The sequence below is a fragment of the Pseudomonas sp. FP818 genome (genome assembly GCF_030687335.1).
Taxonomy (GTDB): Bacteria; Pseudomonadota; Gammaproteobacteria; order Pseudomonadales; family Pseudomonadaceae; genus Aquipseudomonas; species Aquipseudomonas shahriarae.
On the sequence record NZ_CP117427.1, the window covers coordinates 2,606,297 to 2,630,191 of the forward strand.

The following is a 23,895-nucleotide window of genomic DNA, read 5'->3' on the forward strand; positions in this document are numbered from 1 at the left end:
CTGTTGGCGCACCCGGTCAATCGCTTTGAGCACCTGTGCCGCCTACAGAATCTGCTCGGGCGAGGGGCACCTTGGTCTCAGCGCAGCCCCTTTCAACGTCTTTAATAGAAGGACTCGAAGAAAGATGGCTTCACGTCGTTAATACGCGGATTTCATGTGGTTAATTTTGGGTATCAGTCATTTTTTGTTGGTTTTATTGACTGATCGGCGCTGGTAGAGCGCGATATGGCCGTGGGAAAGCGGTCTGGGTCATGCTTGGTAGGTGTTGAAAAGTAACCATACTTAAGATTTATGTGTATTTAGGTAGCGCTTTTGCGCGTATTGACCGAATCCACAGTAACGTCTTTTTGACAGAGTCCGCTCTGTGCGCACCGATCCGGTCAGCCTTTTCCACGTTGTGTTTAAAGCTCGGATCCCCATAAACATTAGGCGCTGGCATGGCTGTGACTGCTTGTCCTGGCGCAGAGCCCTTGGGCACTGCGAGAAACGCCATGGCCAATCGGTCATTCCAACCCCGGTTCGGTCAGTGGCATATGCCCTGCACCCCTTCAAGGCATTCCATGCGTTCACTTCACCCATAGGCTTGATCATGACGAAACCCTTCCCGAATCAGAGCGGTATCTACGACGTCATCGTTGTGGGCGGTGGCGTGGTGGGATGCGCGATGGTCCGGCGCTTTACCCTGGAGGGGGCGCGGGTGCTGTTGCTGGAAAAGAGCCCGGATATCCTGTCTGGGGCGAGCAAAGGCAATAGCGCGATCTTGCACACCGGCTTCGATGCGCCCACCGGCAGCCTGGAGCTGCAGTGCATGAAGGATGGCTACCAGGAATACCTGGAGATCCACCAGCAGATGTCGCTGCCGCTGCTCAAGAGCGGCGCGATGGTGGTGGCCTGGAACGAGGACGACCTGGGCAAGCTGCAAGGCATCGTCGAGCAGGCACACGCCAATGGCATTGCCGATGTCAGCCTGATCGGCCGCGAGCGGCTGCGCAGCCTGGAACCGAACCTGGCGCACAATGCCCTGGGCGCGGTCGAGGTGCCTGGCGAATTCCTTATCGACCCGTGGTCGGCGCCCTTGGGGTACCTGCTCCAGGCGATGATGCATGGCGCGCAGGTGCGCCTCAACACCGAGGTCAACGGCGGCTATTTTGATGGCGATCTCTGGGCCCTGGAGACCACCAACGGGTTTATCCGCGGCCGTACGATCATCAACTGCGCCGGGTTGTTCGGCGATGTGCTGGAGCAACAGTTGCTGGGCGCATCGAGCTTTTCCATTCACCCGCGCAAAGGCCAGTTCGTGGTGTTCGACAAGGCGGCCGCGCGCTATCTGGGCAATATCATCCTGCCGGTGCCCAATGAGCGCACCAAGGGCATCGTCCTGACGCGCACGGTCTACGGCAACCTGTTGGTGGGGCCTACCGCCGAAGAACAGGAAGACCGCCTGCACGCGGGGCTCGACAGCGAGGTATTGCGCCAACTGGTGGACGCTGCCGTCGAGCGCATTCCCGCGCTCGACGGCATGCCGGTCACTGCCACCTATGCTGCGTTGCGCCCGGCCACGGAAAAGAAAGAGTATCGGGTGCAGCGGGTCGAAGGTAAGAACTGGATCAGCGTCGGCGGCATCCGTTCCACCGGCCTGACGGCGGCGCTGGGCATCGCCCGGCACGTGTTCAGCCTATATCAGCGCGAGCACACGCCAGTCCCCGCGTCCATCCTGCAATGGCCGACGCTGCCTAACCTCGCCGAACATTTGCCACGCGACTACCACCGGCCGGGCTACGGCGAAATCGTCTGCCACTGTGAAATGGTGACCCTGCGGGAAATCCAGAATGCCTTGGCCAGCGCGCTGCCGCCCGGTGACCTGGGCGGGTTGAAGCGGCGCACGCGGGCCTGCATGGGGCGCTGCCAGGGTTTTTATTGTGGGGCGCGGTTGGCCGAGCTGAGCGCTGGCCATCTGGCCATTCCCCTTGCAACAGGTGTTTGTCATGCAGCCCATTGAAGTCGAAAACATTGATGTCGCGATTATCGGTGGCGGGCCGTCGGGACTGTCGGCGGCGATCACCCTGCGCAAGCTGGGTGTGGGCACGGTGGTGGTGCTCGAGCGTGAGCCCGAGGCTGGCGGTATTCCGCGCCATTGCGGGCATCCACCCTTTGGTCTGCGTGAATATGGCCGGGTCTACACGGGGCCGGCGTATGCGCGCAAAAATGTCACGCAGGCGGTGAAGGCGGGCGTGGATATCCGCGTCAAGCACTCGGTGACGCAGATGGGCCAGGGCGGACGCCTGGAGGTGGTCAGCCCGCAGGGCGCCAAGGTGATCCAGGCGCGTCGGGTGCTGATCGCCACCGGGGCCCGGGAAACGCCGCGCTCGGCGCGCCTGGTGGGTGGCGACCGCCCGCTGGGGGTGATCAATACCGGTGCGTTCCAATCCTATCTGTACCTGGAGCACCTCAAGCCCTTTGAACGCCCATTGATCGTCGGTACCGAGCTGGTCAGCCTGTCGGCGGTCATGAGTTGCCGGCGTGCCGGGATCCGGCCGGTGGCCATGATCGAGGTCAACCCACGGGCCACGGCGCGCTGGCCGTTGTCGCTGTTCCCCCGGCTGTGCGGGGTGCCGATGCATTTTGGCGCGCAACTCCTGCAAATCCACGGCACCGGGCGGGTCGAGGGCGCGACGGTGCGCCTGGCCAACGGGCAGACCCAGACGTTTGACTGTGACGGCGTGCTGCTCACCGGCCAGTTCACCCCCGAATCGAGCCTGGTGCGTTTGAGCGAGTTGCGCCTGGACCCCAACAGCGGCGGCCCGCATATTGATCAGTACGGGCGCTGTTCCGACCCGGCGTACTTTGCCGCCGGCAACCTGCTGCGCCCCGTCGAGACGGCAGGTTGGTCGTTTCGCGAAGGCCATAAGATCGCTACGATGATCGCCCGTGACCTGCAGGGGCAATTACCGTCTGCTGCGTCGAGTATCGAAATTGCCTGCAGGGGCGACTTGAAACTCTGCGTACCGCAGCGCCTGAGCCCGTCTGCCGTGGCGGGGCTGCAGCACCTGCAACTGCGGGTTCGTCGTGGGGTGAAAGGGCGCCTGGTGGTTCGCGCCGACGGTAAGGAGATCTGGTCGCGCGCCGACAGTTCGCTGCCCGAGCGGCGGATCTTGATACCCATCGCCAGCCTGAACCTGCCCCAGGGCGTACAGCAACTCGAAGTCGACTTTGTCGGCCCATAACAAGACCTGCCGAGGAGTCTTTAACATGCGCATTGCCGCGCTCGATCAAGGTACCACCAGCACCCGCGTGCTGGTGGTGAGTGACAATGGGTCTGCTGATATCCAGCTCTCGTTGCGCCATCAGCAACACCATCCCCATCCTGGTTGGGTGGAGCATGATCCACTGGAATTGCTCAATAACCTGCAGCGTTGCCTGGAGGCCACCGGCCAGGTGGACGCCATCGGCCTTGCCAACCAGGGCGAGAGTTGCCTGGCGTGGGATGCCCAGACCGGCGAGCCGTTATCCCCGGTGATCGTCTGGCAGGACAATCGCACCTCGGCCGAGATCGCCCAGTTGCGCGGCGACGGTGGCGAGGCCCTGACCCTGGAGCGCGCCGGTTTGCCGCTCGACCCGTATTTTTCGGCGAGCAAGCTGGCCTGGATCGTGCGCAACCTGCCGGCCGCGCAGAGCGCATTGCGCGCCGGGCGGCTGCGCCTGGGCACCACCGATGCGTACTTTCTCGACCGTCTGACCGGGGTCTTTGCCACCGATGTCACCACCGCTTCGCGCACCTCGCTGATGAACCTGGCGACCGGGCAGTGGGACAGCCAGCTCTGCGAGCTGTTTGGCGTGCCGATGGAAACCCTGCCGCAGATCCGCGACACCGTTGGGCACTTTGGCGAGATTGGTGCCACCCCGGTCACCGCGTCGATTGTCGACCAGCAGGCCTCGCTCTATGGCCATGGTTGCCGCAATGAAGGCGACGCCAAGATCACCTACGGTACCGGCGCGTTTGCCCTGACCTTGACCGGCGAGCAGATCATCCGCGCGCCGGAAAAGGGCCTGCTGGCAACCATTGCCTGGCAGATCGACGGCAAGCCCACCTATGCCATGGACGGTGGTGTCTACGATGCCAGCGCGGCGGTGGAGTGGGCCGGGCGGCTCGGCTTGTTCACGGATTTTTCGGAGCTGGCGGCGTTTGACGAGCCTCCGGCCATTGGCCGCCAACTGGCGTTTGTGCCGGCGCTGTCCGGGCTGGCTTGCCCCCATTGGGACCGCAGCGCGACCGCCCTATGGGTCGGTATGAACGGCAGCACCACACGCCAGGATATGTGCCAGGCGGTGCTGGAGGGCGTGGCGTTACGCAGTGTTGAAGTGATCACGGCCATGGACGGGTTTCTCAGCGTCACCGATCACCTGTCGATTGATGGCGGCCTGGCGCGCAGCCCGTACTTTGCGCAGTTCCTCGCCGATGCCTTGCAGCGTTGCATCGTCACTCAGCGTTTCGATGAGTTGACCGCGTTCGGCTGTGCCGCGCTGGCGGCCAAAGGGCTTGACGTGGCGCTCAAGCCGCCGCGCAATACCAGCACCAGCTTCCACCCGAAAGTCAGTGCCGCCCAGGCCCAGCAGTGGCGTGCCACGTTCAGTGACGCGGTGACGCGGTGCCGCGACTGGCGTTAACCAGTCACCACTCCGGGCGGGTCAGGGCAGGGGCTTGCAGCACTTCAACCTGGGCTTCTGCCAGGGCCTTGGCCAGTTCGCCCAGGGGCGCGCGGTCGATGATCAGTCGGTCGATGCGCTCCAGGGGGAACACCTGGAACAGCGCACGCTTGCCCATCTTCGAAGAGTCGGCAATCACCGTGAGGTAGCGTGTGCGGGCGATCATCGCGCGGGTGATTTCCGCCTCTTCGATGGAGAAATCGAAGGCGCCGTCGGTGTTCAGGGCGCCAATGGTGACCACGGCATGTTCGGCGTTGAAACGGGCGATCTGCTCCATGGCCAGGGCGCCGATATTCTGTTCCGATTCGGGGCGGTATTCGCCGCCGATCATGAACACGCGATTGCCGCTGGCGCCAATGGCGGCGGCGATCAACAAGGAGTTGGTGATCACTGTGATGCGGTTGAGTTTTGCCAGTTCACGGGCGAAGAACAGGGTAGTGGTGCCAGTATCAATCAGTAGACTGTCGCCCGGCGCGTAGAGCCCGGCGGCGAAGCGCGCCACTGCGCGTTTCTCGTGGGAGAACTCATTCATTCGGGTCTGGAAAGCGTTCTCGTGCTCTCCGCTGGGGGGCAGTGAGGCACCGCCATGGAACTTGGTGACCTGGCCGTCTTCGGCCAGGGCCGTGAGGTCGCGGCGTATGGTTTCTTGCGAAGTGCCGAGGGTGCGCGCCAACTCGTCGACCGAAATGCGTTCACGTTGGCGTAGTAACTCAAGGATATGTTGGCGTCTTTCATTGGGGCGCATGGGTAATCATCCTCTTGATGCTACGTGAATGCGCCACAGGGGCGCGGCGCTGTTACCGAGGCACTCAAATGATGCCGCAGTCGCTAGCGCTGGGGCGTTTGAGCGCCAGCGGCAGGGAGGTGAACGTGGTATTGGCGTTTGTCGTTCACGGCCGTAAAGTCCGCTGCCTTGAAAGGTGTGACCAGAGATTACGCAATACAATTGACCGATTCCAGTGTGTTTAACCCGCAAAACCACATAAAACACACGATTGGCATGGGAAGTGGTTAGTAATAGGGTGTGAAAACACCGCAAATGGAGCTGTAAACGCGTTTGGCCAATGGAGCGACCGAACTGGGGCGTACTCCTACAAAAATAATTGATTCAGTACAGATGGAGCGAAAGCAATGGCGGAATTTGGCAACTACGTTATTTACCTGATCATGATCGGCGCGGTGGTTGGCGCGTTTGCATCCGTGATCAAGCCGGACAGCGGCCTGGGCAAGGAGTTTGTCAACGGCATCCACTCCATCGGCCCGGTGTTCCTGGCGCAGGCGGGCATCATGGTGGCGATCCCGTACTTGTCCAAATTCATCGAGGTCGCCCTGGGGCCGTACTTTGGTGCGATGGGGTCAGACGTGTCGATTGCGGCGCTGTCGATCATTGCCGTGGACATGGGCGGCTACCAGTTGGCCGATGCCCTGGCGGCGAACCGCGACATGTGGATCACCGCCATGATCGTCGGCTACACCTCCGGCGCGACCATTGTCTACCTGATCCCGGTCGGCCTGATGATGCTCGAACGCAAGGACCACAAGTACCTGGCGCTGGGGGCCATGGCGGGCTTGATCAGCATCCCGTTCGCGGTGCTTGCGTCGCTGATGATGATCACCGCCTTCAACCTGCCGGTGCGGGACATTGTGTCCACCACGTCGCCGGCGTTGCATTACCTGAGCCTGGGTTTTGTCGACTGCGTGCGCTTGCTCGCGCCATTGTTTGTGTTCTGCTTCCTGCTGGCTGCCGGCCTGCGCTACCGGGCGGCGTGGATGGTGGCCGGGTTCCTGGTGTTCGGTAAGTTGATGGACGCCTTTATCAAGATCGTCCTGGCGTTGGCCATCGTTGAGCACTTCACCGGGTTCTTCATGAAGAATTTCGGTGTGTGGGGCTTTGACCCGATGTTCGCCGACGAGAAGGAGTTGTTCCGTGCCATCGAGATTGCTGGCTATATCGGCATCATGCTCGCCGGTACGTTCCCGATCTGCTACCTGTTCAACCGCTACTGCAAGAAACCCATGGAAGTGCTGGGCAAGCACATCGGGCTGTCGGCCGATGGTGCGGCGGCGTTTGTCATGGTGTTTGCCAACATCATCGCGGTTTACCACCTGTTCAAGAAAATGAATGCCCGGGATAAGGTCCTGTGTGTGGCGCTGGGTGTCTGTGCCCAGGCCACCATTGGCGATCACCTTGCCTTTACCGCGAACTTCCAGCCGACGCTGATCATGCCGATCCTGCTCGCCAAGCTGTTTGGCGGCCTGCTCGCCGTGGCGATCGCGATCAAGATCTCGGTGCCCGCCGCCCAGCGTTATGAAGCGCAGGAACGCGAGCGCGAAGAGGCCGATGCTCCCGGTGTGCCCGCTGCCCAGGCGGTCTGACGCCCACTGTTCAACCATCGCAAGGGTGCGAGCCCTTGCATTGCCCTGAGGTAACAATGAGAAAGATCTTTCTGGCCTGCCCCTACAGCCATGCCGATGCGTCCGTCACCCACGAGCGCTTTATCCAGTGCAACAAGGTGGCGGCCACGATTATCGAGGCGGGTCATGGGGTGTTCAGTCAGGTGTCGATGTCGCACCCGATCAACCTGGCGTTCGAAGGCAAGGACAACGCAACCATCGGCAAGCTGTGGGCGCCGGTGGATGCGTTGTTCATGGACATGATGGAAGAATTGATCATCCTCGATCTGCCGGGCTGGGACTTGAGTTCGGGGATCAAGCGCGAGATTGAATTCTTCAAGAATCGCGGGCAGAAGGTCAGCCTGTGGTCGCAGGTTTCTGGCGAGTTCAACTAACAACGCAGATCCCCTTGTGGGAGCGGGCTTGCCCGCGATAGCAGTGTGTCAGGTTAAAACCAATTGACTGACACACCGCCATCGCGGGCAAGCCCGCTCCCACAAAAGCCCTCCCACTTCGGGTTGTGTGCATGGCGCACGCCACATGCCACGTTGTATGGTCTTGCAAAACCCTGCAACGGAGCACCCCCATGTACAAGGACTATCCCGCCGCCTACCAAGTCAGCAAAGGTGCTGCCTTGCAGGTCGACCAGGCATTTTATGATCGCGTGCGCGAGGCCGAGCGCACCCTGGTCGAGCAGTTTGAAGTGCCGATCCGCACCGGCCGCGCCTGGAAAGTGCCGGCAGGCCATGTGTTCCGCGTGACCACCCCGGTCGGCCCGCAGGTTGGCGACTTCAATGTGTGGAATGCCAATGATCCGCGCGAGCGCATGTGGGCGGCCCGCACCCGCCAGTTGCAAGGCGCTCACGTCAGCACCTATGACCGCTTGTGGTCGAACCTGCCGTTCCTGCGGCCGATGGTCACCATCACCGATGACAGCCTGGCCGGCTACGGTATCGACGAGCACGGCGGGCGCCTGCACGACCTGTTGGGCACGCGCTGCGACCCATACGTGAACAAGATGCTCACCGGCGAGGACTTCCACCACCATTGCCACTCCAACCTGACCCGCGCCATCTTGCCCCACGGCCTGACCGAGTTCGATGTGCACGATGTGTTGAACATCTTCCAGTGCACCGGCCTGAACCACGACGACATGTACTTCATGAAGGCATGCCCGGCCAAACAGGGCGATTATCTGGAGTTTTTTGCCGAGATCGACTTGCTGTGCGCACTGTCCACTTGCCCGGGCGGCGACCTGTCGCTGCCGATGTGGGGCCCGGATGCCCAGGATCCGCTGACCGTGTGCCGCCCGCTGGGCGTGGAGATCTATCGGCTCGACGCGGCCCTGCTGCACGGCTGGGAATCGCCTGCGCGCGCGGCGTACAACGGCAACCATGGTTTGCTGATTCCCAAGGCAGCGTGGGAAAAATAATGGAGTCGGGAAGGGCGCGCGGTAGTGCTTTATGTGGTGGAAATTGCGTGCCCAGCCGCCCCCCCTGTGGGAGCGGGCTTGCCCGCGATGGCGGTGGTTCAGGCGCTACTTCTGGTATCTGACACACCGCCATCGCAGGCAAGCCACACACAGTTGATGTGTGATGTGTGTAAGGTTAGAGATCCCCTATGGGAGCAGTCGAGGCTGTACAAGCATCAGGTCCAGACACTAAAATGAGAAGTATTATCATTCGCTGCTCATTGGACCTGACATGTACGACGACAGTCTCGTCTCGCCCGTCGAACAACTCTATACCCGTCATCACCCCTGGTTGCGCAGCTGGTTGCAGCGGCGCCTGGGGCACTGCGCCGATGCCGAAGACTTGGCCCACGACACGTTTATCCGGGTGTTGCGCACGCAGCAGGATGTGCGGGAGTTGCGCCAGCCCATGGCGTTTCTGGCGGCGATTGCCAATGGCTTGCTGATCAACCGCTGGCGCCGCCAGGCGATTGAGCGGGCTTACCTGGAAGCACTCGCCGCCCGCCCGGAAGGTGAGGAGCCATCGCCCGAGACCCGCTACCTGATGATCGAAACCCTGCTGCAGCTCGACTCGCTGCTGGTGGGCCTGTCGATGCAGGTGCGCAAGATCTTCTTCCTGTCCCAGCTCGATGGCCTGACGTACCCGCAGATCGCCACGCAGTTGAGCTTGAGCGTGGCCCAGGTGCAACGGGCGATGGGCAAGGCTTTCAGCGTGTGCTACGCGAGCCGTTTTGAATGACTGGTAAGCCGGTTGCACCGAAAGTCCGCGAGACGGCCATCGACTGGATCGTCCGCGTGCAGTCCGGAATGATGAGCCCGGCCGAGCAGCAGGCGTTGCAGCATTGGCGCCAGGCAAACGCCGAGCACGAATACGCCTGGCAACGCGTCGCCAGTTTGCCGCTGATGCTCCAGCCCGGCGCCAACCTGTTGGCCGATGTCACCGCGCGGCGGGCATTGGAGGCGGCCGGGGCTGACCCGGCACGGCGCCGGCAGGTGCTCAAGTGCTTGTTGGGCCTGGGCCTGCTCGGTGGTTTGTCCTGGCAGGGCGCGGAATCGACCCTGGTGCGCGCAGCCTTTGCCACGTACCGCACGGCCACCGGCGAGCGCCGCCGTTGGACCCTGGCCGATGGCAGCTCTCTGTGGTTGAACACTGCCAGCGCTGTCAGCCTGGACTTCAGCGCGCAGTTGCGGCGCGTGCAGTTGATCGAGGGCGAAGTGGCGCTGGATGCTCGGGTTGAATCGCGCCCGCTGCAACTGCTCACACCGGATGCGCTGCTGCGTAGCCAGGATGCCAATCTGCTGGTGCGCCATGATCAGCAGGGTACGTGGATTACCGTAGTGCGCGGGCTGGTCGAGGTGAGTTCGCCGCGCCACCCGGCACCGGTATCAGTGGCGGCAGGTTGGCAGACCCAGGTCGATCGCCAGGGTGTGGGTACGCCACGGCAAACCGATGGGTTTCTGGCCCAGGCCTGGCTGCGCGGGATTTTGCCCGCCGAGCGCATGCGCCTGGATGTGCTGCTGGCCGAACTGTCCCGTTACCGGCCGGGCGTCTTGCGATGCAGCGAGCAGGTCGCGGCGTTGCGCGTGACCGGCAGCTTCCAGTTGGACGATACCGATGCGGCGTTGGCGTTGGTCGCCCATGCATTGCCCGTGCGTATCGAGCGGCGGACCCGCTATTGGGTGACTGTGGTGCCGGTCTGAATATTTTTTTACGTTCCCCCCCGTAGTTTTTCCAGACTCGCTTGGCCTCTAGGAATAACCCACCGAAACAGGTGGGCCTTCACCTCTAGGAGCCCTGCATGATTTCTCCCGCAAGTGTCTTGCGCACCCGCACATTGGGTCTGTTGTTACTCAGCCTGCAACCGCTGTACAGCACGGCGGTTTTCGCCCAGGCCGAGCGCCAGCCCTACAGCATCGAAGCCGGCCCGCTGGACCAGGCACTCTCGCGCTTCGGCGTGCAGGCGGGTATCAGCATGGCGGGCAGCTCGACGCTGACGGCGGGCAAGCGCAGCAACGGCCTGCACGGCGATTTCAGCACCGAAGCCGGCCTGGCAAAGTTATTGGCGGGCACGGGCTTGAGTTTTCAGCGCCAGGCCGATGGCAGCTTTGAACTGCATCCGGCCGGCGACCAGTGCCGTGGTGCTGCCGTCGCAGAAAGTCACTGGCGATGACCTTGAGAAAAAAGCGGTGTACACCGAGCCACGTTCGTTGGTGTATATCTCCAACGAAGAAGTGCGCCGCTTTGGCGTGATCTCCGCCGGCGACCTGCTCAAGGGCCAGCCGGGGGTGCAGGTGGGTGACAGCCGTAATGGCGGTGGCCTGGATGTGAATATCCGCGGGATCCAGGGGCAAAGCCGGGTCGCGGTCACGGTTGACGGTTCGCAGCAGGCGCTGGATGTCTATCGCGGCTATGCGGGCACGCAACAGCGCAGCTACATCGACCCCGACCTGATCAGCGACGTGTCCATCGACAAAGGCCCCAGCCTGACCTCCAGCGCCATCGGCGGCACGGTGGCAATCCGCACCCTGGGTGTCGATGACATCCTGCGCGACGGCAAGAACGTGGGCCTGCGCTTGAAGGGCGATCTGTGGAACAACGGCGTCGAGCCGGCCTCGCGCAACAGCCATTCGACCACCGAGGACCTGTACTCCGAACCGCACCAGAACCGTGGCGGCCTGTTCGGTTCCGACTCGGAATCGGGCAGCGCGGCGTTTGCCTATACCCATGACCTGTTTGATGTGGTGGCCGCCTACGCCCATCGCAACCAGGGCAACTACTTCTCCGGCAAGCACGGCCAGGACCGCTACCGCACCTTTGACCGCTATGGCCAGGAAAACATGACGGTGGCCACTACCTACAACGCCGGCGAAGAGGTGCTCAACTCCTCGGCAGAGACCGAGTCGATCCTGCTCAAGACCACCCTGCGCCCGGCCGATGACCACACCTTCGACTTCGGCTACATCCGTTACGATGGGCGCATAGGCGAGATCATGCCCTCGGACATCTTCCGTTTCGGCACCGGCGGTATCTACCAGTACCCGCGCGGCAGCACCAAGATCGACACCTACACCGCCCGCTATCACTACCTGCCCACGGGCAATATGCTGGTGGACCTGACGACCAGCCTGTGGATGACCGATGCCAAGACCAGCCAGTTGACCTCGGTGCTGGCGCCCAAATCCCAGGCCTATCGTTCGGACCGCAACTGGACGCGCCAGGATGACCGACGCATCGGTGGTGAACTGGCCAATACCTCGCGTTTTGATACGCACTATGGCGATTTCAAGCTGGACCTGGGCGGCTCGTTCCAGCTCGAGGAACTGCAGCCGCAAAAGAGCGTGGTCACCACACAGAACGATATCAACGCCAACCGCAGCCTGCGTGACGGTTCGCGCAAGGAATTCAGCCTCAACGGCAAGCTGGAGTACAAACCGGTGGATGAGCTGACGGTGTGGGGCGGCGGGCGCTATACCTACTACCGCACCAAGGACCATGTACCGCACGCGACCGCCCAGCGCGAGGAGCGTGAGTTGCGCTACGTGAACGTGATCAAGCCGGGCAGCTACGGCAATATGCTGTGGTTCCCCGACGCCAACGGCCAATACACCGACGCCACCGACCCGCGCCTGAACAACGGGATTGTGTTCAGCGACACCAACAACCCGTTTGATGGCCCGCGCTACAACGACTATGGGGGCGTTGCCACACTCGTCTATCCGTCGCAGGTGGGCGAAGTGGTCACCGGCTACACCTATTCGGGCAAGCAGAGCGACAGCAAGGGCGCCTTTTCGCCGGCCATCGGCATCAACTACGAGATCGCTCCGGATACCTTCATCTATGCCTCGTACACCCAGGGCCTGCGCATGCCCTCGTTGTTCGAAACCAGCCAGGGCACCCTGCAGACCATGCCTGGCAAGGGCCTGAAACCGGAGCGTTCGAGCAACTGGGAAATCGGCGCGAGCACCCTGCAAAAAGGCCTGCTGGCGGACAACGACACGGCGGCGATCAAACTGGCGTACTTCAATAACACCATCAAGAACTACGTGACCCGCTACTACGACCCAAGCCCTGGCCTGATGGGCCTGATGAACTTCAGCAATACCGACAGCTTCAAGACCAGCGGCCTGGAACTGCAATCGAAATACGATGCCGGCTGGGTCTTTGCCGACCTGTCCTCGACCTACTACCTGAAGACCGAAACCTGTGACTCGGCCTTCGCCGCGCGCCTGCGGGCCAGTTCCAACCGTTGGCGGAAGCTTGACGACACCCCCAACTGCACCGCGGGCAGCTTCATGGGCTCGTACACCAACACCCAGAACCCACCACGGGTCGCCGGTAACCTGACCTCGGGCCTGCGCTTCTTTGACCAGACCCTGACCGTGGGCGGGCGCCTGACCTACACCTCGGGCCCGACCGTCACCGCCGACAAATCCTGGCAGACCGGCGCCACCACGCCGCAGCTGGTTTATCGCGAAGTGGCGCTGGTGGACCTGTTCCTCGACTACAAATGGCAAGACCACACCCAGTTCAACGTGTCGCTGGACAACCTGACGAACCGTTACTACCTGGACCCGCTGGCCCAGAGCTTTATGCCGGCGCCGGGGCGCACGTTGCGCATGGGCGTGGTGACCAAGTTCTGATCAGCGGCGCCTAGCGGTCCAGGGAATGTTCGTAGGCTGCGGTCATGACCTGCCAAGTGTGGGGATTGGCCGGGATCAGGTGCTCGATGCGCAATGAGGTGACGGTGATGTCCTGGGGCATGCCGAACGTGGTGAAGGTGGACATGAAATCCAGCTCGCCGTGCCGTGAATTCACGCGGGTCAGCACCAGCGGCGGCAGTTGATTGGCCTGGGGTGTCGAGCCGTGCGGCACGGGCAGGCTTTGCAGCAGCGTGGCCAGGGTCGGGTTGCCCAGTGCTTCACGGGCAGCCCGTTGCCAAGCGAGGTTGCGGATCTCGTCGGCATTGAGCAGATGGTCGCCCAGGCCCCCCGGTTGCAGCAGGGTGGTCAGCAGGTTCAGGCCTTGTGCAGCGTCTGGCGCCAAACCCACCAGGTCGAACAAGACCTGGGTGCTGGCATTGGCGGCGAGCACTTCCCAGTGACTGCCCAGCACGATCGCCGGCGCCGGATTGTTGGCCTTCAGTACATGGCTGATGGCATCCCGAATGGCATCCATTGCCGGCGCTGCGAGCGGCGTGGCTTCGTAGCGCGGGGCGTAGCCGGCGGCCAGGAACAGGCTGTTGCACTGCTCCAGGGGCACCTCGAGGGCGCTGAGCAGGTTATGCAAGGTGCCCGGGCTGGCCTTGGCGCGGCCGGTTTCGATACAGCTCAAGTGGCGTTGGGAAATGCCACTGATCAGCGCCAGCTGCAATTGGCTCAACTTCGCCTGACGGCGCAACAGCCGCAGTTGGGTGCCGGCGTCGGTCTCGGGGTTGGCGCGGGGGAAGGGTGGGCGGTTCATGGATGGACTCTGGCAGGGCGGGGCGGGGGGCGTCCATGACCTCGCAGGTCATTGAGATGGCGGCGACGTTATCACTAATCTGCGGCTTGCCCAATCCTGCGTGGTGGACCCTATGCACAGACCCTACATCGCCCTCGCCAGCCTGCTGGCGTTCTCCCTGTACACCCTGGGCACCCTGCTCTGGGCCGAGCAGTCGCTGCTGGCGTTCGGCCTTGAGCTGCTATCCAGGCCCGATACCGCCCAGGTGGTGATCGACCTGTACCTGATGGCGGCCCTGGCGTGTGTGTGGATGTACCGCGACGCCCGGGCCAAGGGTCGGTCGCTGGCCAGTGTGTTGCCTTATTGGCTGCTGACGGCGGTCTTTGTCTCAGTCGGCCCGCTGCTGTACATCGTGGTCAACGGCTTTGCCAGGGGCCGGCAATGAGCAGCAGCCTGCATGTGTTTGCCCTGTGCGTGCTGGTGTTATTTGCCAAGATGCTGGCGATTTCCTGTTACCAGGGGTTTTTCCGCCTCAGGCACCGGGCGTTCACCAACCCCGAGGATGCCGGTTTTTTCAAGCGCGATGCCCTGGTGCACGAACTGTCCGCCGTCAGCCGGGCAAGCAGGGCCTGGGCCAATGACCTGGAGAATATTCCGCTGTTCTTCGCACTGGGCGGGTTGTGCGTGGCGTTGGGCACCCCTGGGGTGGCGACGGCCTGGCTGTTTGCCCTGTTCACCGTCGCGCGGGTGCTACATACCTTGATGTACCTGGGTCGCCGCCAACCCTGGCGCACCCTGGCCTATGGCGTTGGCCTGGCGTGCCTGCTGGGGTTGGCGGGGTTGATCGGCGCGGCGCTGCCGCCTATTCGATAGGGTATTTGCCGAATGCCGGGTGTTGCTCGGCCAACTGGGCGTGGCGTTGCAGGTTGGGAAAGTCCTCGGCCTTGACCACCGAGGGCACGGCGTACTGGCTAAAGGACCATGCCACCGCGACGCTCAGCGACGCCTGGGTCAAGGGCTCGCCTGGAGCGTTGGCCAAGAGTTTTTCCAGGCCCGAATAGGCCGCCAGCAGTTGCCCGGTTACCCGATCGAGCCATGGCGCATGCAGCTTCTCTGCGGGCCGCAGGTTGTGCTCGTAGTAAATCTGCACGCTCTTGTCACAGGCGGCCAATGCCAGGCCGATCACTTGCAGGTCCCGTGCACGGGCCGCAGCGGTTTGGGGCAAGAGTTTTTTATCGGCCGGTGCCAAGGTTTCGAAATAATCCAGGATCAGGCTGGAGTCCATCAGCACCGTCCCGTCGTCGAGCACCAGGGTCGGGGCCTTGACCACCGGGTTGATCCTGGCGAATTCGTCGAAGGTGCTGAACACCGAGAGGGATTGCTGCTCAAAGTCCACCCCATACAGATCCAGGGCAATTGCCACGCGGCGTACATAAGGCGAGTCCAGCATGCCAACCAGTTTCATGAAGCCTCCATTGCTATCAAGGGGAAGGGGTTGTGCGTTGACTTGATGCCGCTGTTTTTTACCATAAATGCCTGGTTGAAACTGAGCCCGATCGTCTATGTACCCTTGGCAGGATCATGGTGAGCGCGAGCGGCAGTCAGCGACGTTCGGTAGGCCGCAGGGCCGGGATCGGGAGTATGGTGGACCGGGCAACCCGTGGATTATCTCTGGAAGAGGAGAGGTGACTATGAGCGTTCCCCTGTTGAACAAGATGCAGCTCAATGGCTATGAAATTGTCCGGGTCAATAGCGGCCCATGGCGCGTCTGCACCAAGGATGATCGACTGGCTTCATTCAGCTCCCGCGAACAGGCGCTGGCCTATGCCGCGACCTTGCCGGGCTACAAGGCCCGGCCACGGCCGATCCCATAACCTTGGAGGGGGCCGGTTTTGTGGCCCCCGCACCGGGTCAGACGAAGGGCTGGCCGCTGAAGCCGCGTGGTAGGCGCTGCAGGCCGGGCAGCTCGGTCAGGCGTTGGGTCCAGGCGCTGCGCCAGTCATTGTGGGGGCTACCGGAGCGGGCTCTGCGTGCTGCGCGGCGCGATGCGTTGCGCTGGTTACGGCGGGCTTCCTTGTAGGCATCGGTGTTGCGGCAGGTGCGGCATTTAACCCGGTTCAGTTCCACCGTGGACGTCAGGTTATTGCCGTGATGGCCGCAAGCGAGGTGCCCCGCGACCTTGAAGTGAGTGACCATGTCAGCGTCTCCTTCTGTGAGGGTACGCGGCACCGCTAATCTGTTGATGCTCGCGCTCAAGGCCAGGCCGATTGAGGCCGAGCCCTTATATTTCCGACCCCACGCGCGCGCTGACGTTCACCACCCGTCTTGGTGTGCCGAATCTGAAGAATTCTCACGGTGGCTAAAGGCCTGCGCCGGGTTTGCTGGGGCGCGTTCAGGTCGCCAACTCCGTGCCTGCTGGGCGGCCTTGGCGTTACCGGTTCCAGGGACTATTGTTGATTGTCTGGCGCACAGCCCAAAGGAGGGCGATACCATGAACACCAGTGCTCTACTGGAACAACTGCTCCGTGCAGGCCAAGCCTCGATGGCGCAGCAAGGCGGCTCGGCGGCACCCCAGGGTGGCGCGGGAGGGCTCGGTGGCTTGGGCGGCCTGCTCGGTGGGTTGCTGCGCGGCGGCGGCTCCGCAACGGCGTCGGGCGGTGGCGGCCTCGGCGATCTGCTGGGTGGTCTGGGTGGCATGTTGGGCGGGCCCCAGGCGGGCGGATCGACCCGCGCGCGCACTGGCGGTACCAACTACGCGGCCCTGGAGTCACTGGGGATGATGGCGTTCCAGGCGTATCAGGCTTGGCAACGGCAACAGGCCTCGGCGCCGCAACAGGCGCTGCAGACGGTTGACCAGTTGTCTGGCGCCGATGTCGAGGCCCATAGCCATGCGGTACTGCGTGCATTGATCGCGGCGGCCAAGGCGGATGGGCGGATTGATGAGAAAGAAAAGGCCTTGATCTCCCAGGAGATCGGGCGCCACACCGACGATCCGGACTTGCAGCAATGGCTCGACGCTCAAGTCGCCAAGCCCCTGGATGCAACCGACTTTGCCGAATATGCCAATGACCCGGCGGTGGCTGCCGAGGTCTACCTGGCCAGCGTCATGTTGGTGGATGACCAACAGGACGCCGAGCGCAACTACCTGGACGAGTTGGCAGGTGCGCTGGGCATCGAGCCGGAGCTGCAACTGCACCTTGAGCAGCAAGCCAAACCGGCCTGATACCGAGGCAACTTGAAGCGTGTGCTTGCTGCAGAGCCCTAGTGCGGCTGCGATAGTGGTGGCTCAGCCAGCATCAAGGCCAGCCATACCGCCGCCATCGCAGCCTCGCTGGGGCTCGACAGCTCCCACATTATTTTGTGCCAGCTGGCATAACGTGTTCGCTGCAGGGCGCCCGCGGTAAGGTCCGCAGTCCCGGCAAACACCGACGAACCCTGTGGGAGCTGGCATAACGTGTTCGCTGTAGGGCGCCCGCGTTCGAGAACACAGATCCCGCAAACCCCGATAAACCCTGTGGGAGCTGTCGAGCTTCAGCGAGGCTGCGAAAGCGGTGGCTCAGCCAACATCCATGCCAGCCATACCGCCCCCCCCCCCCCCCCGCCAGCCTCGCCGGGGCTCGACAGCTCCCACATTATTTTGTGGCCAGTTGGCATAACGTGTTCGCTGTAGGGCGCCCGCGTTCGAGAACACAGATCCCGCAAACCCCGATAAACCCTGTGGGAGCTGTCGAGCTTCAGCGAGGCTGCGAAAGCGGTGGGTCAGTCAACATCAATGCCAGCCATACCGCCGCCATCGCAGCCTCGCCGGGGCTCGACAGCTCCCACATTATTTTGTGCCAGCTGGCATAACGTGTTCGCTGTAGGGCGCCCGCGTTCGAGAACACAGATCCCGCAAACCCCGATAAACCCTGTGGGAGCTGTCGAGCCCCAGCGAGGCTGCGAAAGCGGTGGCTCAGCCAGCATCAATGCCAGCAGTACCGCCGCCATCGCAGCCTCGCTGAAGCTCGACAGCTCCCACATTGATCTCCCTCCAGTGTTTCAGAACCGTAGGGTAGCCCCGGTCGTCAGCCAGCGGTCGCGATCCCCGGTCAGGTTGCGTCCGACCACCAGGTCCACATCGACTTGCTGACCCAAATGCACCCGCGGCCCGGCTTGCCAGGCCTGGTCGCCGCCTTGTTGGCCATAGCGTTCTGCCAATAGCGTCAACGAGTTCGCCAAGCGGTATTCCAGGCCTGTGCCCCAGGTCAGTCGGTGGTTTTGTTCGCCATCGTCATAGGCATGGGCCCAGCCGGCGTTGAGGTTCAAGCGTAGCGTCTGAGACGCTTGCCAGGTCAGCGGCAGGCTCAGGTCTGCGCCGTCGAATGGGTGCCGGCGATCCACCGCGATATGCGCTGCCGCCGCCCAGGCGATCTCCACGCCGGCATCCTGCCAGGCCCACAATGAGCCCTTGAACTGCGGGCTGAGCTGGGTCTGCTCAGGGTCATCCTCGAGGGCGGCGCCCCATTGCAGGTTGGGCATTGCGCGGGATGTGCAGGCGGCGGAGAGGGTGGTGTGCGATGTCGAGCGGGTGTAGCCTCCGTCGATATTGCATTCGCCGGGGGCGTTGATGGCGCCATCGTCCACCACATAGGAACCACCGGCGGCGAAGGCCTTGGACAGCAGGCCGAGCACCAGGAAGGCGCCGATAAAAATCAGGTTGCGCCGCAGCGCCCGTTGCCGCGATGCCGGTAGCCAGTCAAAGGCAGCAAGGAAGGTGTGTTTGTGCATGGGGTCATGCTCCAAATGAACAGAATTATCTGTAGCGATGGTGCTGTTGGAGTGGGCTGGGTGTGGCAAACCTGTCTGCCACACCCAGCCCGGTCACAACAGCAAACTCAGTACCACTGCTTGAAGCGGCGGATGTAGATCGTCTTCATCAGCTGTGCCACACAGCAGTAGGCGAGCAAGGTGCCGACCAGCCAAGGGAAGTAGGCCCAAGGCAAGGGTTGCAGGCCCACGATCGTGCCCAGGGGCGAGAAGGGCACATAGATCCCCAGGGCGATGACCAGGCTGGTCATCATCAACACCGGCCAGGCGGCGGTGCTCTGGAAGAACGGGATCTTGCGGGTGCGCAACATATGCACCACCAGGGTCTGGGAGAGCAGCCCTTCGACGAACCAGCCGGACTGGAACAGGGTCTGCATTTCCACACTATTGGCCGCAAACACGTACCACATCAGGGCAAAGGTGGTGATGTCGAAGATCGACGAGGTCGGCCCGATCCAGATCATAAAGCGCCCGATGTTCTGCGCGTCCCACTTGCGGGGCTTGGCCAGGTACTCCTTGTCCATCTTGTCCCACGGCAGGGCCAGTTGGGAGATGTCATACATCAGGTTCTGCAGCAGCAAGTGGATCGCCAGCATCGGCATGAAAGGGATGAACGCACTGGCCACCAGCACCGAGAACACGTTGCCGAAGTTGGAACTGGCCGTCATGTTCAGGTACTTCATGATATTGCCGAAGGTCTCGCGCCCTTTAAGCACACCTTCTTCGAGCACCATCAGGCTCTTTTCCAGGAGGATGATGTCGGCCGATTCCTTGGCAATATCAGTCGCGCTGTCCACCGAGATGCCGACGTCGGCATCGCGCAGGGCTGGTGCATCGTTGATGCCGTCGCCGAGGAAACCCACGGTGTGACCATTGGCCTGCAAAGCCTTGAGCACCCGGGATTTTTGCAGCGGCGTCAGCTTGGCGAACACCGTGCGTTGCTCAACCTCCTGCTTGAGGGTCGCATCGTCCATGGCTTCGATATCCACGCCGAGCAGCGGCTCGCCAGGCTCCAGGCCAACCTGGCGGCAGATGGTGCGAGTGACCACGGCGTTATCGCCGGTCAACACTTTGACCGCGACTCCGATCTCTTGCAGCGCAGCAATCGCCGGGCCGGCGGTTTCCTTCGGTGGATCGAGGAAAGTCAGGAAGCCGTGGATCACCAGGTTGCGTTCATCGGTGGGGGTGTATTGCTGGCGCGCCAGGGCCTTGGGAATGTTGCGGGTGGCCACCACCAGCACGCGGAAGCCGTCCTCGTTGAACTCGTTGGCGGTGTTCAGCAGTTCCTGGCGACGACGCTCGTCCAGAGCCACGGCGCTCGCGCCTTCCATCACATGGGTGGCGATAGCGAGCATCTCTTCCACGGCACCCTTGCACACCAGCAGGTGATCGCCGTGGCTGTCCTTGACCACAATCGACAGGCGCCGACGAACAAAGTCGAAGGGCAGTTCATCGACCTTGCTGTAGGCAAACGGCACCTGGAACTTGGGGTTGTGCTGGGAAAACGCGAGCACCGCCTGGTCCATCAGGTTCTTCATGCCGCTTTGATGATGGCTGTTGAGCCAGGCCAGGGACAGCACCTGGTCGTCCCGCTGGCCGAAGGCGTTGACGTGGTGCTCGAGGATGATTTTGTCCTGGGTCAGGGTGCCGGTCTTGTCGGTGCACAGCACGTCCATCGAACCGAAGTTCTGGATCGCGTTGAGGCGCTTGACCACCACTTTGCGCTTGGCCATGGCATTCGCGCCCTTGGCCAGGTTGGCGCTGACGATCATCGGCAGCATTTCCGGGGTCAGGCCCACGGCCACCGCCAGGGCAAACAGGAACGCGTCGCCCCAGTCGCCCTTGGAAAAGCCATTGAGGAAAAACACGATGGGCACCATCACCAGCATAAAGCGGATCAGCAGCCAACTGACGCTGTTCACCCCACGGTCAAAGGCGGTCTGCACCCGGGAGCCGACGATGGCCTTGGCCAGCGAGCCGAAATAGGTGCGTGGCCCGGTCGCCACCACCACTGCCTGGGCGCGGCCGCTGACCACGTTGGTGCCCATGAAGCAGATGTTGGGCAGATCCAGCAGGTTGCTCTGGTCGGCGGCGCTGAGGGTGGCGGATTTTTGCGTGACGTCGCCCAGGGTGTCGTATTTTTCCACGGGCAAGGCTTCGCCGGTCAGCACGGCCTGGCTGATAAACAGGTCGCGGGACTCGATCAGGCGGATATCGGCCGGGATCATGTCGCCGGCCGACAACTGCACGATATCGCCGGCCACCAGTTCACGCATCGGCACTTCGCGCAGGATGGGTTGGGCGCCGACCTGCTCGCGGCGCAGCACCGTGGCGGTGGTGCGCACCATGGCCTTCAGCGCCTCGGCGGATTTGGCCGAGCGATGCTCCTGCCAGAAGCGCAGCAGGCTGCTCAGGGCGACCATGGTCATGATGATAATGACCTTGGTCAGGTCGACGTCCTCACCGGCGCGCAGCGGCAGCCAGTAGTCGGTGACAAAACTGATCACCGCCAGGGTCAGCAGCACATAGATAAAAGGGTTGTTCAGGGCCTGGAGGAATTGCACGACAGCGTGTGGCGGCTTGTCGTGGGCCACTTCGTTATAGCCTTCGCGTTGCAGGCGGGCGCTGGCATCCAGTTCGGTCAGGCCGTCCTTGGTCGCCCGGACGTTGGCCAGGGTGGCCGCCAGGCCGTTTTGCGCTTCGCGGGCGGCACGCATCGACAGTTTGCTGTCATGGGTGGCGCGGTGCTTGTTGGGCAGTTGCGTGGTTTTTACGGCGCTCATAGTGTGTACTCCTGTCGACATACTCATTACTTGCCTGGTGGGCAGGCGAGCACGAACATGCCGAGTCGCAATTTTTTGCGATCAGTTCTAATAACTTTAAAGAGGTGAGTTAATTAACGGGCGCGCAGAAAACTGCCGCTGGCTTAGTTCGCAAAGAACGCCAGTTAATTAATTGACCAACTATCAGGAAGTTGCTGTTTCCAGTCGGCTTATGCCGCGTGCGCGCTCAACAACAGGCGCACGTGAACAGGCAGGCTGGAAACGTTCCGTCTCTGTGGATCTTGAGGGTCGGCATGGTCCCATTGCTGGACCAGGTGGCCGGTGGTGGGGCACAGGCGCCAGTGAGCACGCAGGTGCACCGGGCTGATACGCGGGGAGGGGCAGGCGAGGGCCGTGCGCGCGGGGGCAATGCCCCGGGAAACACGGCACGGCGTGGCACGCAGGGCTGAAGCCAGCGTGCGTACATCAGGTAGAACAAGGGTCTGGAAATTCATAACACACCTCGGGACCGGACTGGCGCCGGCTCAAGGCAGTTACGTTGGAGCATCAAGCTCTAGCGCAGCTAACCCGGCCTGGAAGGCGAGTCCCGTCTTTACTCTGGGTTTGGCGTCCGCCCCCTGTATTCACGGGGAGCGGACAGCGACTAGATACTGTGTCCATTGGCTTCTTTTGTGAGGTTGAAATAAGGCCCGAGTTGCAGGCACGGGCAATCTACTCAGGCAGGTAGGGGATGTCAATCAATAATGAACTTGTTTGGGCGCTTGTTCAGACTTCATTCAGATTGGCGTTATATATAAGTTCATACACTGTAGGCGGCCAATAACGCCAGATACATCAATACCAGGCCGCAGGCGCCATGGCTGATTCGCTGCCAAGTTGGCGAGGCGTTCTTTCGCAAGACATTCACCAAGCCCGCAATCAGAAAACACGACAGGATCGACGCCAGCATAAAACCGGCGAAAAACATCAGGGTCTGACCGTGACTCGGGGTGGTGCCGACGATGCCTGCCAGGGCACTGCCCAGGGCGCCCCAGTACACAATGTTCTTCGGGTTGGCCAAGGAGAGGGTTGCGCCGACCATCAGCGCGTTGCGCCCGGTGCTGGCCGGGGCGCTGTCGGGTTGCGGCAGGTGCCAGGCATCCAGCAGGCTGCGCAGACCGAGCCAGGCCAGGTACAGCGCGCAAACGGCGGTCAGGGGCACGCGTACCGCGTCGTGCTGGATCAGCAGGGCCATGCCGGTCAGGCCGATCACCGCCCAGGTCGCATCGCCCACCAGCGACCCGACCTGCACCAGCAATGCCGGGGCGAACCCATGCAGCAGGCCGCGGCGCAGGGTTTCTGCCAGCACTGCGCCAGGGGACAGGCAAAATACAAAGCCGAAGACCAGCGCGGAAAAAAAGATTGTCAGCATCACCCCCCCAAAATCAATCACGCACCTTCGCCGACACGTCGGCTGCTACAGGTCAGTTTGCGGCTGCGGGCGCTGAGTTGTCTTGGACCGGATTGCGCTCTGATAACGGCCAGGGGTAATACCATACGCCGCACGGAAGTGCCGGTTGAGGTGGCTCTGGTCGGCAAAGCCCACTTCATGGGCGACTTCAGCGGCGCTCAGGCCGCTGCGCAGCAGGCCTTTTGCTCGGCGGGTACGCAACTGCATGGCCCACTGCCGGGGGCTCAGGCCGGTTTCTTTCTGAAAGGTGCGCAGGACGTGGAATTTCGACAGGCCCAACTCGTCGCCCAGGGTATCCAGCGCCACGCCTTGATGTAACTGCGCAGCGAGTAGTTCCTGAGCCTGGGCCACCATCCCCGACCCGGCGCTGGCGCTACTGGGCAGGCGCACACCACTGAGCCTGACCACTTCGCCCAGCAGCAACACCAGGGCGTCTTCACTCAGCCCGCAAACCAGTGGGTCGGCGCTTAATGCGCCCTTGGCGGCCTGGGCCAGTTGCGCCGCCAGTTCCGGGGCAAAGCACAGCGCACGATCGAACTCCAGGTGCGCCAGCCCAAGGTCGGTGGCCAGGCGATCGGCCCCGGCGTACAGGCTGACAAAGTGCCAGGGTGCCCCCTCGGCCGCGCCGCCGCCCTGGATCTGGCCGGGGTTGTACAGGGTGATACTGCCCGGCCCGGCCTCGAAGGTGCGCCGGTCCAGCCACACCTGCTCGGCGCCGACCAGGTTGACGCCAATCACGCACTCGTCGTGGCTATGCCGGGCAAAGGTCAGGCCGGTGCAGGTGGTGCTGCTGATTTCGTAAGGGCCCAGCCAGGCGTGGTGCAGGGAACTCATGGGGTGGGCTCAG

At 62.5% G+C, this 23,895-nt stretch carries 21 protein-coding genes and 1 pseudogene; 13 read left to right on the forward strand and 9 right to left on the reverse strand.

Going from position 1 to position 23,895, the window contains the following annotated elements:
- Nucleotides 1–589 precede the first annotated feature (589 nt).
- Genes PSH80_RS11655 through PSH80_RS11665 form a run of 3 tightly spaced genes read left to right on the forward strand, consistent with a single transcriptional unit; the run spans nt 590 to nt 4,665 of the window.
- Nucleotides 590–1,999, forward strand: a complete 1,410-nt coding sequence (locus PSH80_RS11655) for an NAD(P)/FAD-dependent oxidoreductase (protein WP_305420285.1) — start codon at nt 590–592, stop codon at nt 1,997–1,999.
- Nucleotides 1,986–3,224: an NAD(P)/FAD-dependent oxidoreductase gene (locus PSH80_RS11660; protein WP_120732853.1), complete on the forward strand. Its 1,239-nt coding sequence runs from the start codon at nt 1,986–1,988 to the stop codon at nt 3,222–3,224. Before PSH80_RS11655 ends, PSH80_RS11660 begins: the two co-directional genes overlap by 14 nt.
- A 25-nt stretch (nt 3,225–3,249) precedes the next feature.
- Nucleotides 3,250–4,665: an FGGY family carbohydrate kinase gene (locus PSH80_RS11665; RefSeq protein WP_305420288.1), complete on the forward strand. Its 1,416-nt coding sequence runs from the start codon at nt 3,250–3,252 to the stop codon at nt 4,663–4,665.
- Nucleotides 4,666–4,669: 4 nt separating this feature from the next.
- Here the strand turns inward: PSH80_RS11665 and PSH80_RS11670 are convergent, their stop codons facing one another.
- Complete coding sequence (locus tag PSH80_RS11670) at nt 4,670–5,449, reverse strand: DeoR/GlpR family DNA-binding transcription regulator (RefSeq protein WP_057959577.1); 780 nt, start codon at nt 5,447–5,449, stop codon at nt 4,670–4,672.
- Between the two features lie 386 nt (nt 5,450–5,835).
- Between PSH80_RS11670 and eutH the strand changes: the two genes are divergently transcribed.
- The 6 genes and pseudogenes from eutH (at nt 5,836) to PSH80_RS11700 (ending at nt 13,210) form a co-directional block, all read left to right on the forward strand.
- Nucleotides 5,836–7,080, forward strand: a complete 1,245-nt coding sequence (gene eutH, locus PSH80_RS11675; protein WP_057440016.1) for an ethanolamine utilization protein EutH — start codon at nt 5,836–5,838, stop codon at nt 7,078–7,080.
- A gap of 56 nt (nt 7,081–7,136) precedes the next feature.
- Entirely contained in the window at nt 7,137–7,493 is a 357-nt protein-coding gene (locus tag PSH80_RS11680; RefSeq protein ID WP_057959578.1) for a DUF1937 family protein, read from the forward strand.
- Between the two features lie 191 nt (nt 7,494–7,684).
- A complete protein-coding gene (locus PSH80_RS11685) occupies nt 7,685–8,530 on the forward strand; it encodes a DUF1989 domain-containing protein (protein WP_057959579.1) in 846 nt (281 codons plus the stop codon).
- Nucleotides 8,531–8,801: 271 nt separating this feature from the next.
- Nucleotides 8,802–9,308, forward strand: a complete 507-nt coding sequence (locus tag PSH80_RS11690; RefSeq protein WP_057959580.1) for a sigma-70 family RNA polymerase sigma factor — start codon at nt 8,802–8,804, stop codon at nt 9,306–9,308.
- A complete protein-coding gene (locus PSH80_RS11695) occupies nt 9,305–10,270 on the forward strand; it encodes a FecR domain-containing protein (RefSeq protein WP_057440020.1) in 966 nt (321 codons plus the stop codon). Before PSH80_RS11690 ends, PSH80_RS11695 begins: the two co-directional genes overlap by 4 nt.
- 98 nt (nt 10,271–10,368) lie before the next feature.
- Nucleotides 10,369–13,210, forward strand: a pseudogene (locus PSH80_RS11700) (TonB-dependent receptor domain-containing protein).
- A gap of 10 nt (nt 13,211–13,220) precedes the next feature.
- Here PSH80_RS11700 and PSH80_RS11705 read toward each other — a convergent pair.
- Nucleotides 13,221–14,030 (reverse strand): helix-turn-helix domain-containing protein, encoded by an 810-nt coding sequence (locus PSH80_RS11705; protein WP_252117815.1) that lies wholly within the window; start codon nt 14,028–14,030, stop codon nt 13,221–13,223.
- Between the two features lie 112 nt (nt 14,031–14,142).
- Between PSH80_RS11705 and PSH80_RS11710 the strand changes: the two genes are divergently transcribed.
- Both PSH80_RS11710 and PSH80_RS11715 read left to right on the forward strand, forming a co-directional pair.
- Nucleotides 14,143–14,454, forward strand: coding sequence for a hypothetical protein (locus PSH80_RS11710; RefSeq protein ID WP_057959584.1), 312 nt, complete (start codon nt 14,143–14,145; stop codon nt 14,452–14,454).
- Nucleotides 14,451–14,882, forward strand: a complete 432-nt coding sequence (locus PSH80_RS11715) for an MAPEG family protein (protein ID WP_305420294.1) — start codon at nt 14,451–14,453, stop codon at nt 14,880–14,882. The genes PSH80_RS11710 and PSH80_RS11715 overlap by 4 nt, the downstream gene beginning before the upstream one ends.
- On the opposite strand, the gene PSH80_RS11720 is transcribed toward PSH80_RS11715, so the two are convergent.
- Nucleotides 14,872–15,474 carry a glutathione S-transferase family protein gene (locus PSH80_RS11720; RefSeq protein ID WP_057440025.1) on the reverse strand — a complete coding sequence of 201 codons (603 nt, stop codon included), beginning with the start codon at nt 15,472–15,474 and terminating at the stop codon, nt 14,872–14,874. The genes PSH80_RS11715 and PSH80_RS11720 overlap by 11 nt on opposite strands.
- A 226-nt stretch (nt 15,475–15,700) precedes the next feature.
- On the opposite strand from PSH80_RS11720, the gene PSH80_RS11725 reads away from it, so the two are divergent.
- Nucleotides 15,701–15,883: a DUF2188 domain-containing protein gene (locus tag PSH80_RS11725; protein ID WP_305420297.1), complete on the forward strand. Its 183-nt coding sequence runs from the start codon at nt 15,701–15,703 to the stop codon at nt 15,881–15,883.
- 37 nt (nt 15,884–15,920) lie between these two features.
- On the opposite strand, the gene PSH80_RS11730 is transcribed toward PSH80_RS11725, so the two are convergent.
- The gene (locus PSH80_RS11730) at nt 15,921–16,205 is read right to left on the reverse strand and encodes a hypothetical protein (RefSeq protein ID WP_057440027.1); all 285 of its coding nucleotides are present in this window, start codon (nt 16,203–16,205) and stop codon (nt 15,921–15,923) included.
- 295 nt (nt 16,206–16,500) lie between these two features.
- Here PSH80_RS11730 and PSH80_RS11735 point away from each other — a divergent pair, with 295 nt between their 5' ends.
- Nucleotides 16,501–17,232, forward strand: coding sequence for a tellurite resistance TerB family protein (locus PSH80_RS11735; protein ID WP_305420299.1), 732 nt, complete (start codon nt 16,501–16,503; stop codon nt 17,230–17,232).
- Between the two features lie 815 nt (nt 17,233–18,047).
- Here the strand turns inward: PSH80_RS11735 and PSH80_RS11740 are convergent.
- The 5 genes from PSH80_RS11740 to PSH80_RS11760 all read right to left on the reverse strand — a co-directional run bounded on the left by PSH80_RS11740 (nt 18,048) and on the right by PSH80_RS11760 (nt 23,882).
- Nucleotides 18,048–18,776 carry a hypothetical protein gene (locus tag PSH80_RS11740; protein ID WP_128593755.1) on the reverse strand — a complete coding sequence of 243 codons (729 nt, stop codon included), beginning with the start codon at nt 18,774–18,776 and terminating at the stop codon, nt 18,048–18,050.
- Between the two features lie 107 nt (nt 18,777–18,883).
- The gene (mgtA, locus tag PSH80_RS11745) at nt 18,884–21,598 is read right to left on the reverse strand and encodes a magnesium-translocating P-type ATPase (RefSeq protein WP_169990244.1); all 2,715 of its coding nucleotides are present in this window, start codon (nt 21,596–21,598) and stop codon (nt 18,884–18,886) included.
- 209 nt (nt 21,599–21,807) lie between these two features.
- Nucleotides 21,808–22,092 (reverse strand): hypothetical protein, encoded by a 285-nt coding sequence (locus tag PSH80_RS11750; protein ID WP_081044239.1) that lies wholly within the window; start codon nt 22,090–22,092, stop codon nt 21,808–21,810.
- 305 nt (nt 22,093–22,397) lie between these two features.
- Entirely contained in the window at nt 22,398–23,009 is a 612-nt protein-coding gene (locus PSH80_RS11755) for a LysE family transporter (RefSeq protein ID WP_128593754.1), read from the reverse strand.
- Between the two features lie 45 nt (nt 23,010–23,054).
- A complete protein-coding gene (locus PSH80_RS11760; protein ID WP_057959591.1) occupies nt 23,055–23,882 on the reverse strand; it encodes an AraC family transcriptional regulator in 828 nt (275 codons plus the stop codon).
- Nucleotides 23,883–23,895: the final 13 nt, after the last annotated feature.

What these genes read in the sequence shown, in the direction of transcription:
- PSH80_RS11740 (WP_128593755.1), bottom strand. Translation starts at nt 18,776, where the DNA reads ATGCACAAACACACCTTCCTTGCTGCCTTTGACTGGCTACCGGCATCG.
- PSH80_RS11755 (WP_128593754.1), bottom strand. Translation starts at nt 23,009, where the DNA reads ATGCTGACAATCTTTTTTTCCGCGCTGGTCTTCGGCTTTGTATTTTGC.
- PSH80_RS11720 (WP_057440025.1), bottom strand. Translation starts at nt 15,474, where the DNA reads ATGAAACTGGTTGGCATGCTGGACTCGCCTTATGTACGCCGCGTGGCA.
- PSH80_RS11670 (WP_057959577.1), bottom strand. Translation starts at nt 5,449, where the DNA reads ATGCGCCCCAATGAAAGACGCCAACATATCCTTGAGTTACTACGCCAA.
- PSH80_RS11680 (WP_057959578.1), top strand. Translation starts at nt 7,137, where the DNA reads ATGAGAAAGATCTTTCTGGCCTGCCCCTACAGCCATGCCGATGCGTCC.
- PSH80_RS11750 (WP_081044239.1), bottom strand. Translation starts at nt 22,092, where the DNA reads ATGAATTTCCAGACCCTTGTTCTACCTGATGTACGCACGCTGGCTTCA.
- mgtA (WP_169990244.1), bottom strand. Translation starts at nt 21,598, where the DNA reads ATGAGCGCCGTAAAAACCACGCAACTGCCCAACAAGCACCGCGCCACC.
- PSH80_RS11735 (WP_305420299.1), top strand. Translation starts at nt 16,501, where the DNA reads ATGAACACCAGTGCTCTACTGGAACAACTGCTCCGTGCAGGCCAAGCC.
- PSH80_RS11690 (WP_057959580.1), top strand. Translation starts at nt 8,802, where the DNA reads ATGTACGACGACAGTCTCGTCTCGCCCGTCGAACAACTCTATACCCGT.
- PSH80_RS11655 (WP_305420285.1), top strand. Translation starts at nt 590, where the DNA reads ATGACGAAACCCTTCCCGAATCAGAGCGGTATCTACGACGTCATCGTT.
- eutH (WP_057440016.1), top strand. Translation starts at nt 5,836, where the DNA reads ATGGCGGAATTTGGCAACTACGTTATTTACCTGATCATGATCGGCGCG.
- PSH80_RS11730 (WP_057440027.1), bottom strand. Translation starts at nt 16,205, where the DNA reads ATGGTCACTCACTTCAAGGTCGCGGGGCACCTCGCTTGCGGCCATCAC.
- PSH80_RS11695 (WP_057440020.1), top strand. Translation starts at nt 9,305, where the DNA reads ATGACTGGTAAGCCGGTTGCACCGAAAGTCCGCGAGACGGCCATCGAC.
- PSH80_RS11685 (WP_057959579.1), top strand. Translation starts at nt 7,685, where the DNA reads ATGTACAAGGACTATCCCGCCGCCTACCAAGTCAGCAAAGGTGCTGCC.
- PSH80_RS11660 (WP_120732853.1), top strand. Translation starts at nt 1,986, where the DNA reads ATGCAGCCCATTGAAGTCGAAAACATTGATGTCGCGATTATCGGTGGC.
- PSH80_RS11760 (WP_057959591.1), bottom strand. Translation starts at nt 23,882, where the DNA reads ATGAGTTCCCTGCACCACGCCTGGCTGGGCCCTTACGAAATCAGCAGC.
- PSH80_RS11710 (WP_057959584.1), top strand. Translation starts at nt 14,143, where the DNA reads ATGCACAGACCCTACATCGCCCTCGCCAGCCTGCTGGCGTTCTCCCTG.
- PSH80_RS11725 (WP_305420297.1), top strand. Translation starts at nt 15,701, where the DNA reads ATGAGCGTTCCCCTGTTGAACAAGATGCAGCTCAATGGCTATGAAATT.
- PSH80_RS11705 (WP_252117815.1), bottom strand. Translation starts at nt 14,030, where the DNA reads ATGAACCGCCCACCCTTCCCCCGCGCCAACCCCGAGACCGACGCCGGC.
- PSH80_RS11665 (WP_305420288.1), top strand. Translation starts at nt 3,250, where the DNA reads ATGCGCATTGCCGCGCTCGATCAAGGTACCACCAGCACCCGCGTGCTG.
- PSH80_RS11715 (WP_305420294.1), top strand. Translation starts at nt 14,451, where the DNA reads ATGAGCAGCAGCCTGCATGTGTTTGCCCTGTGCGTGCTGGTGTTATTT.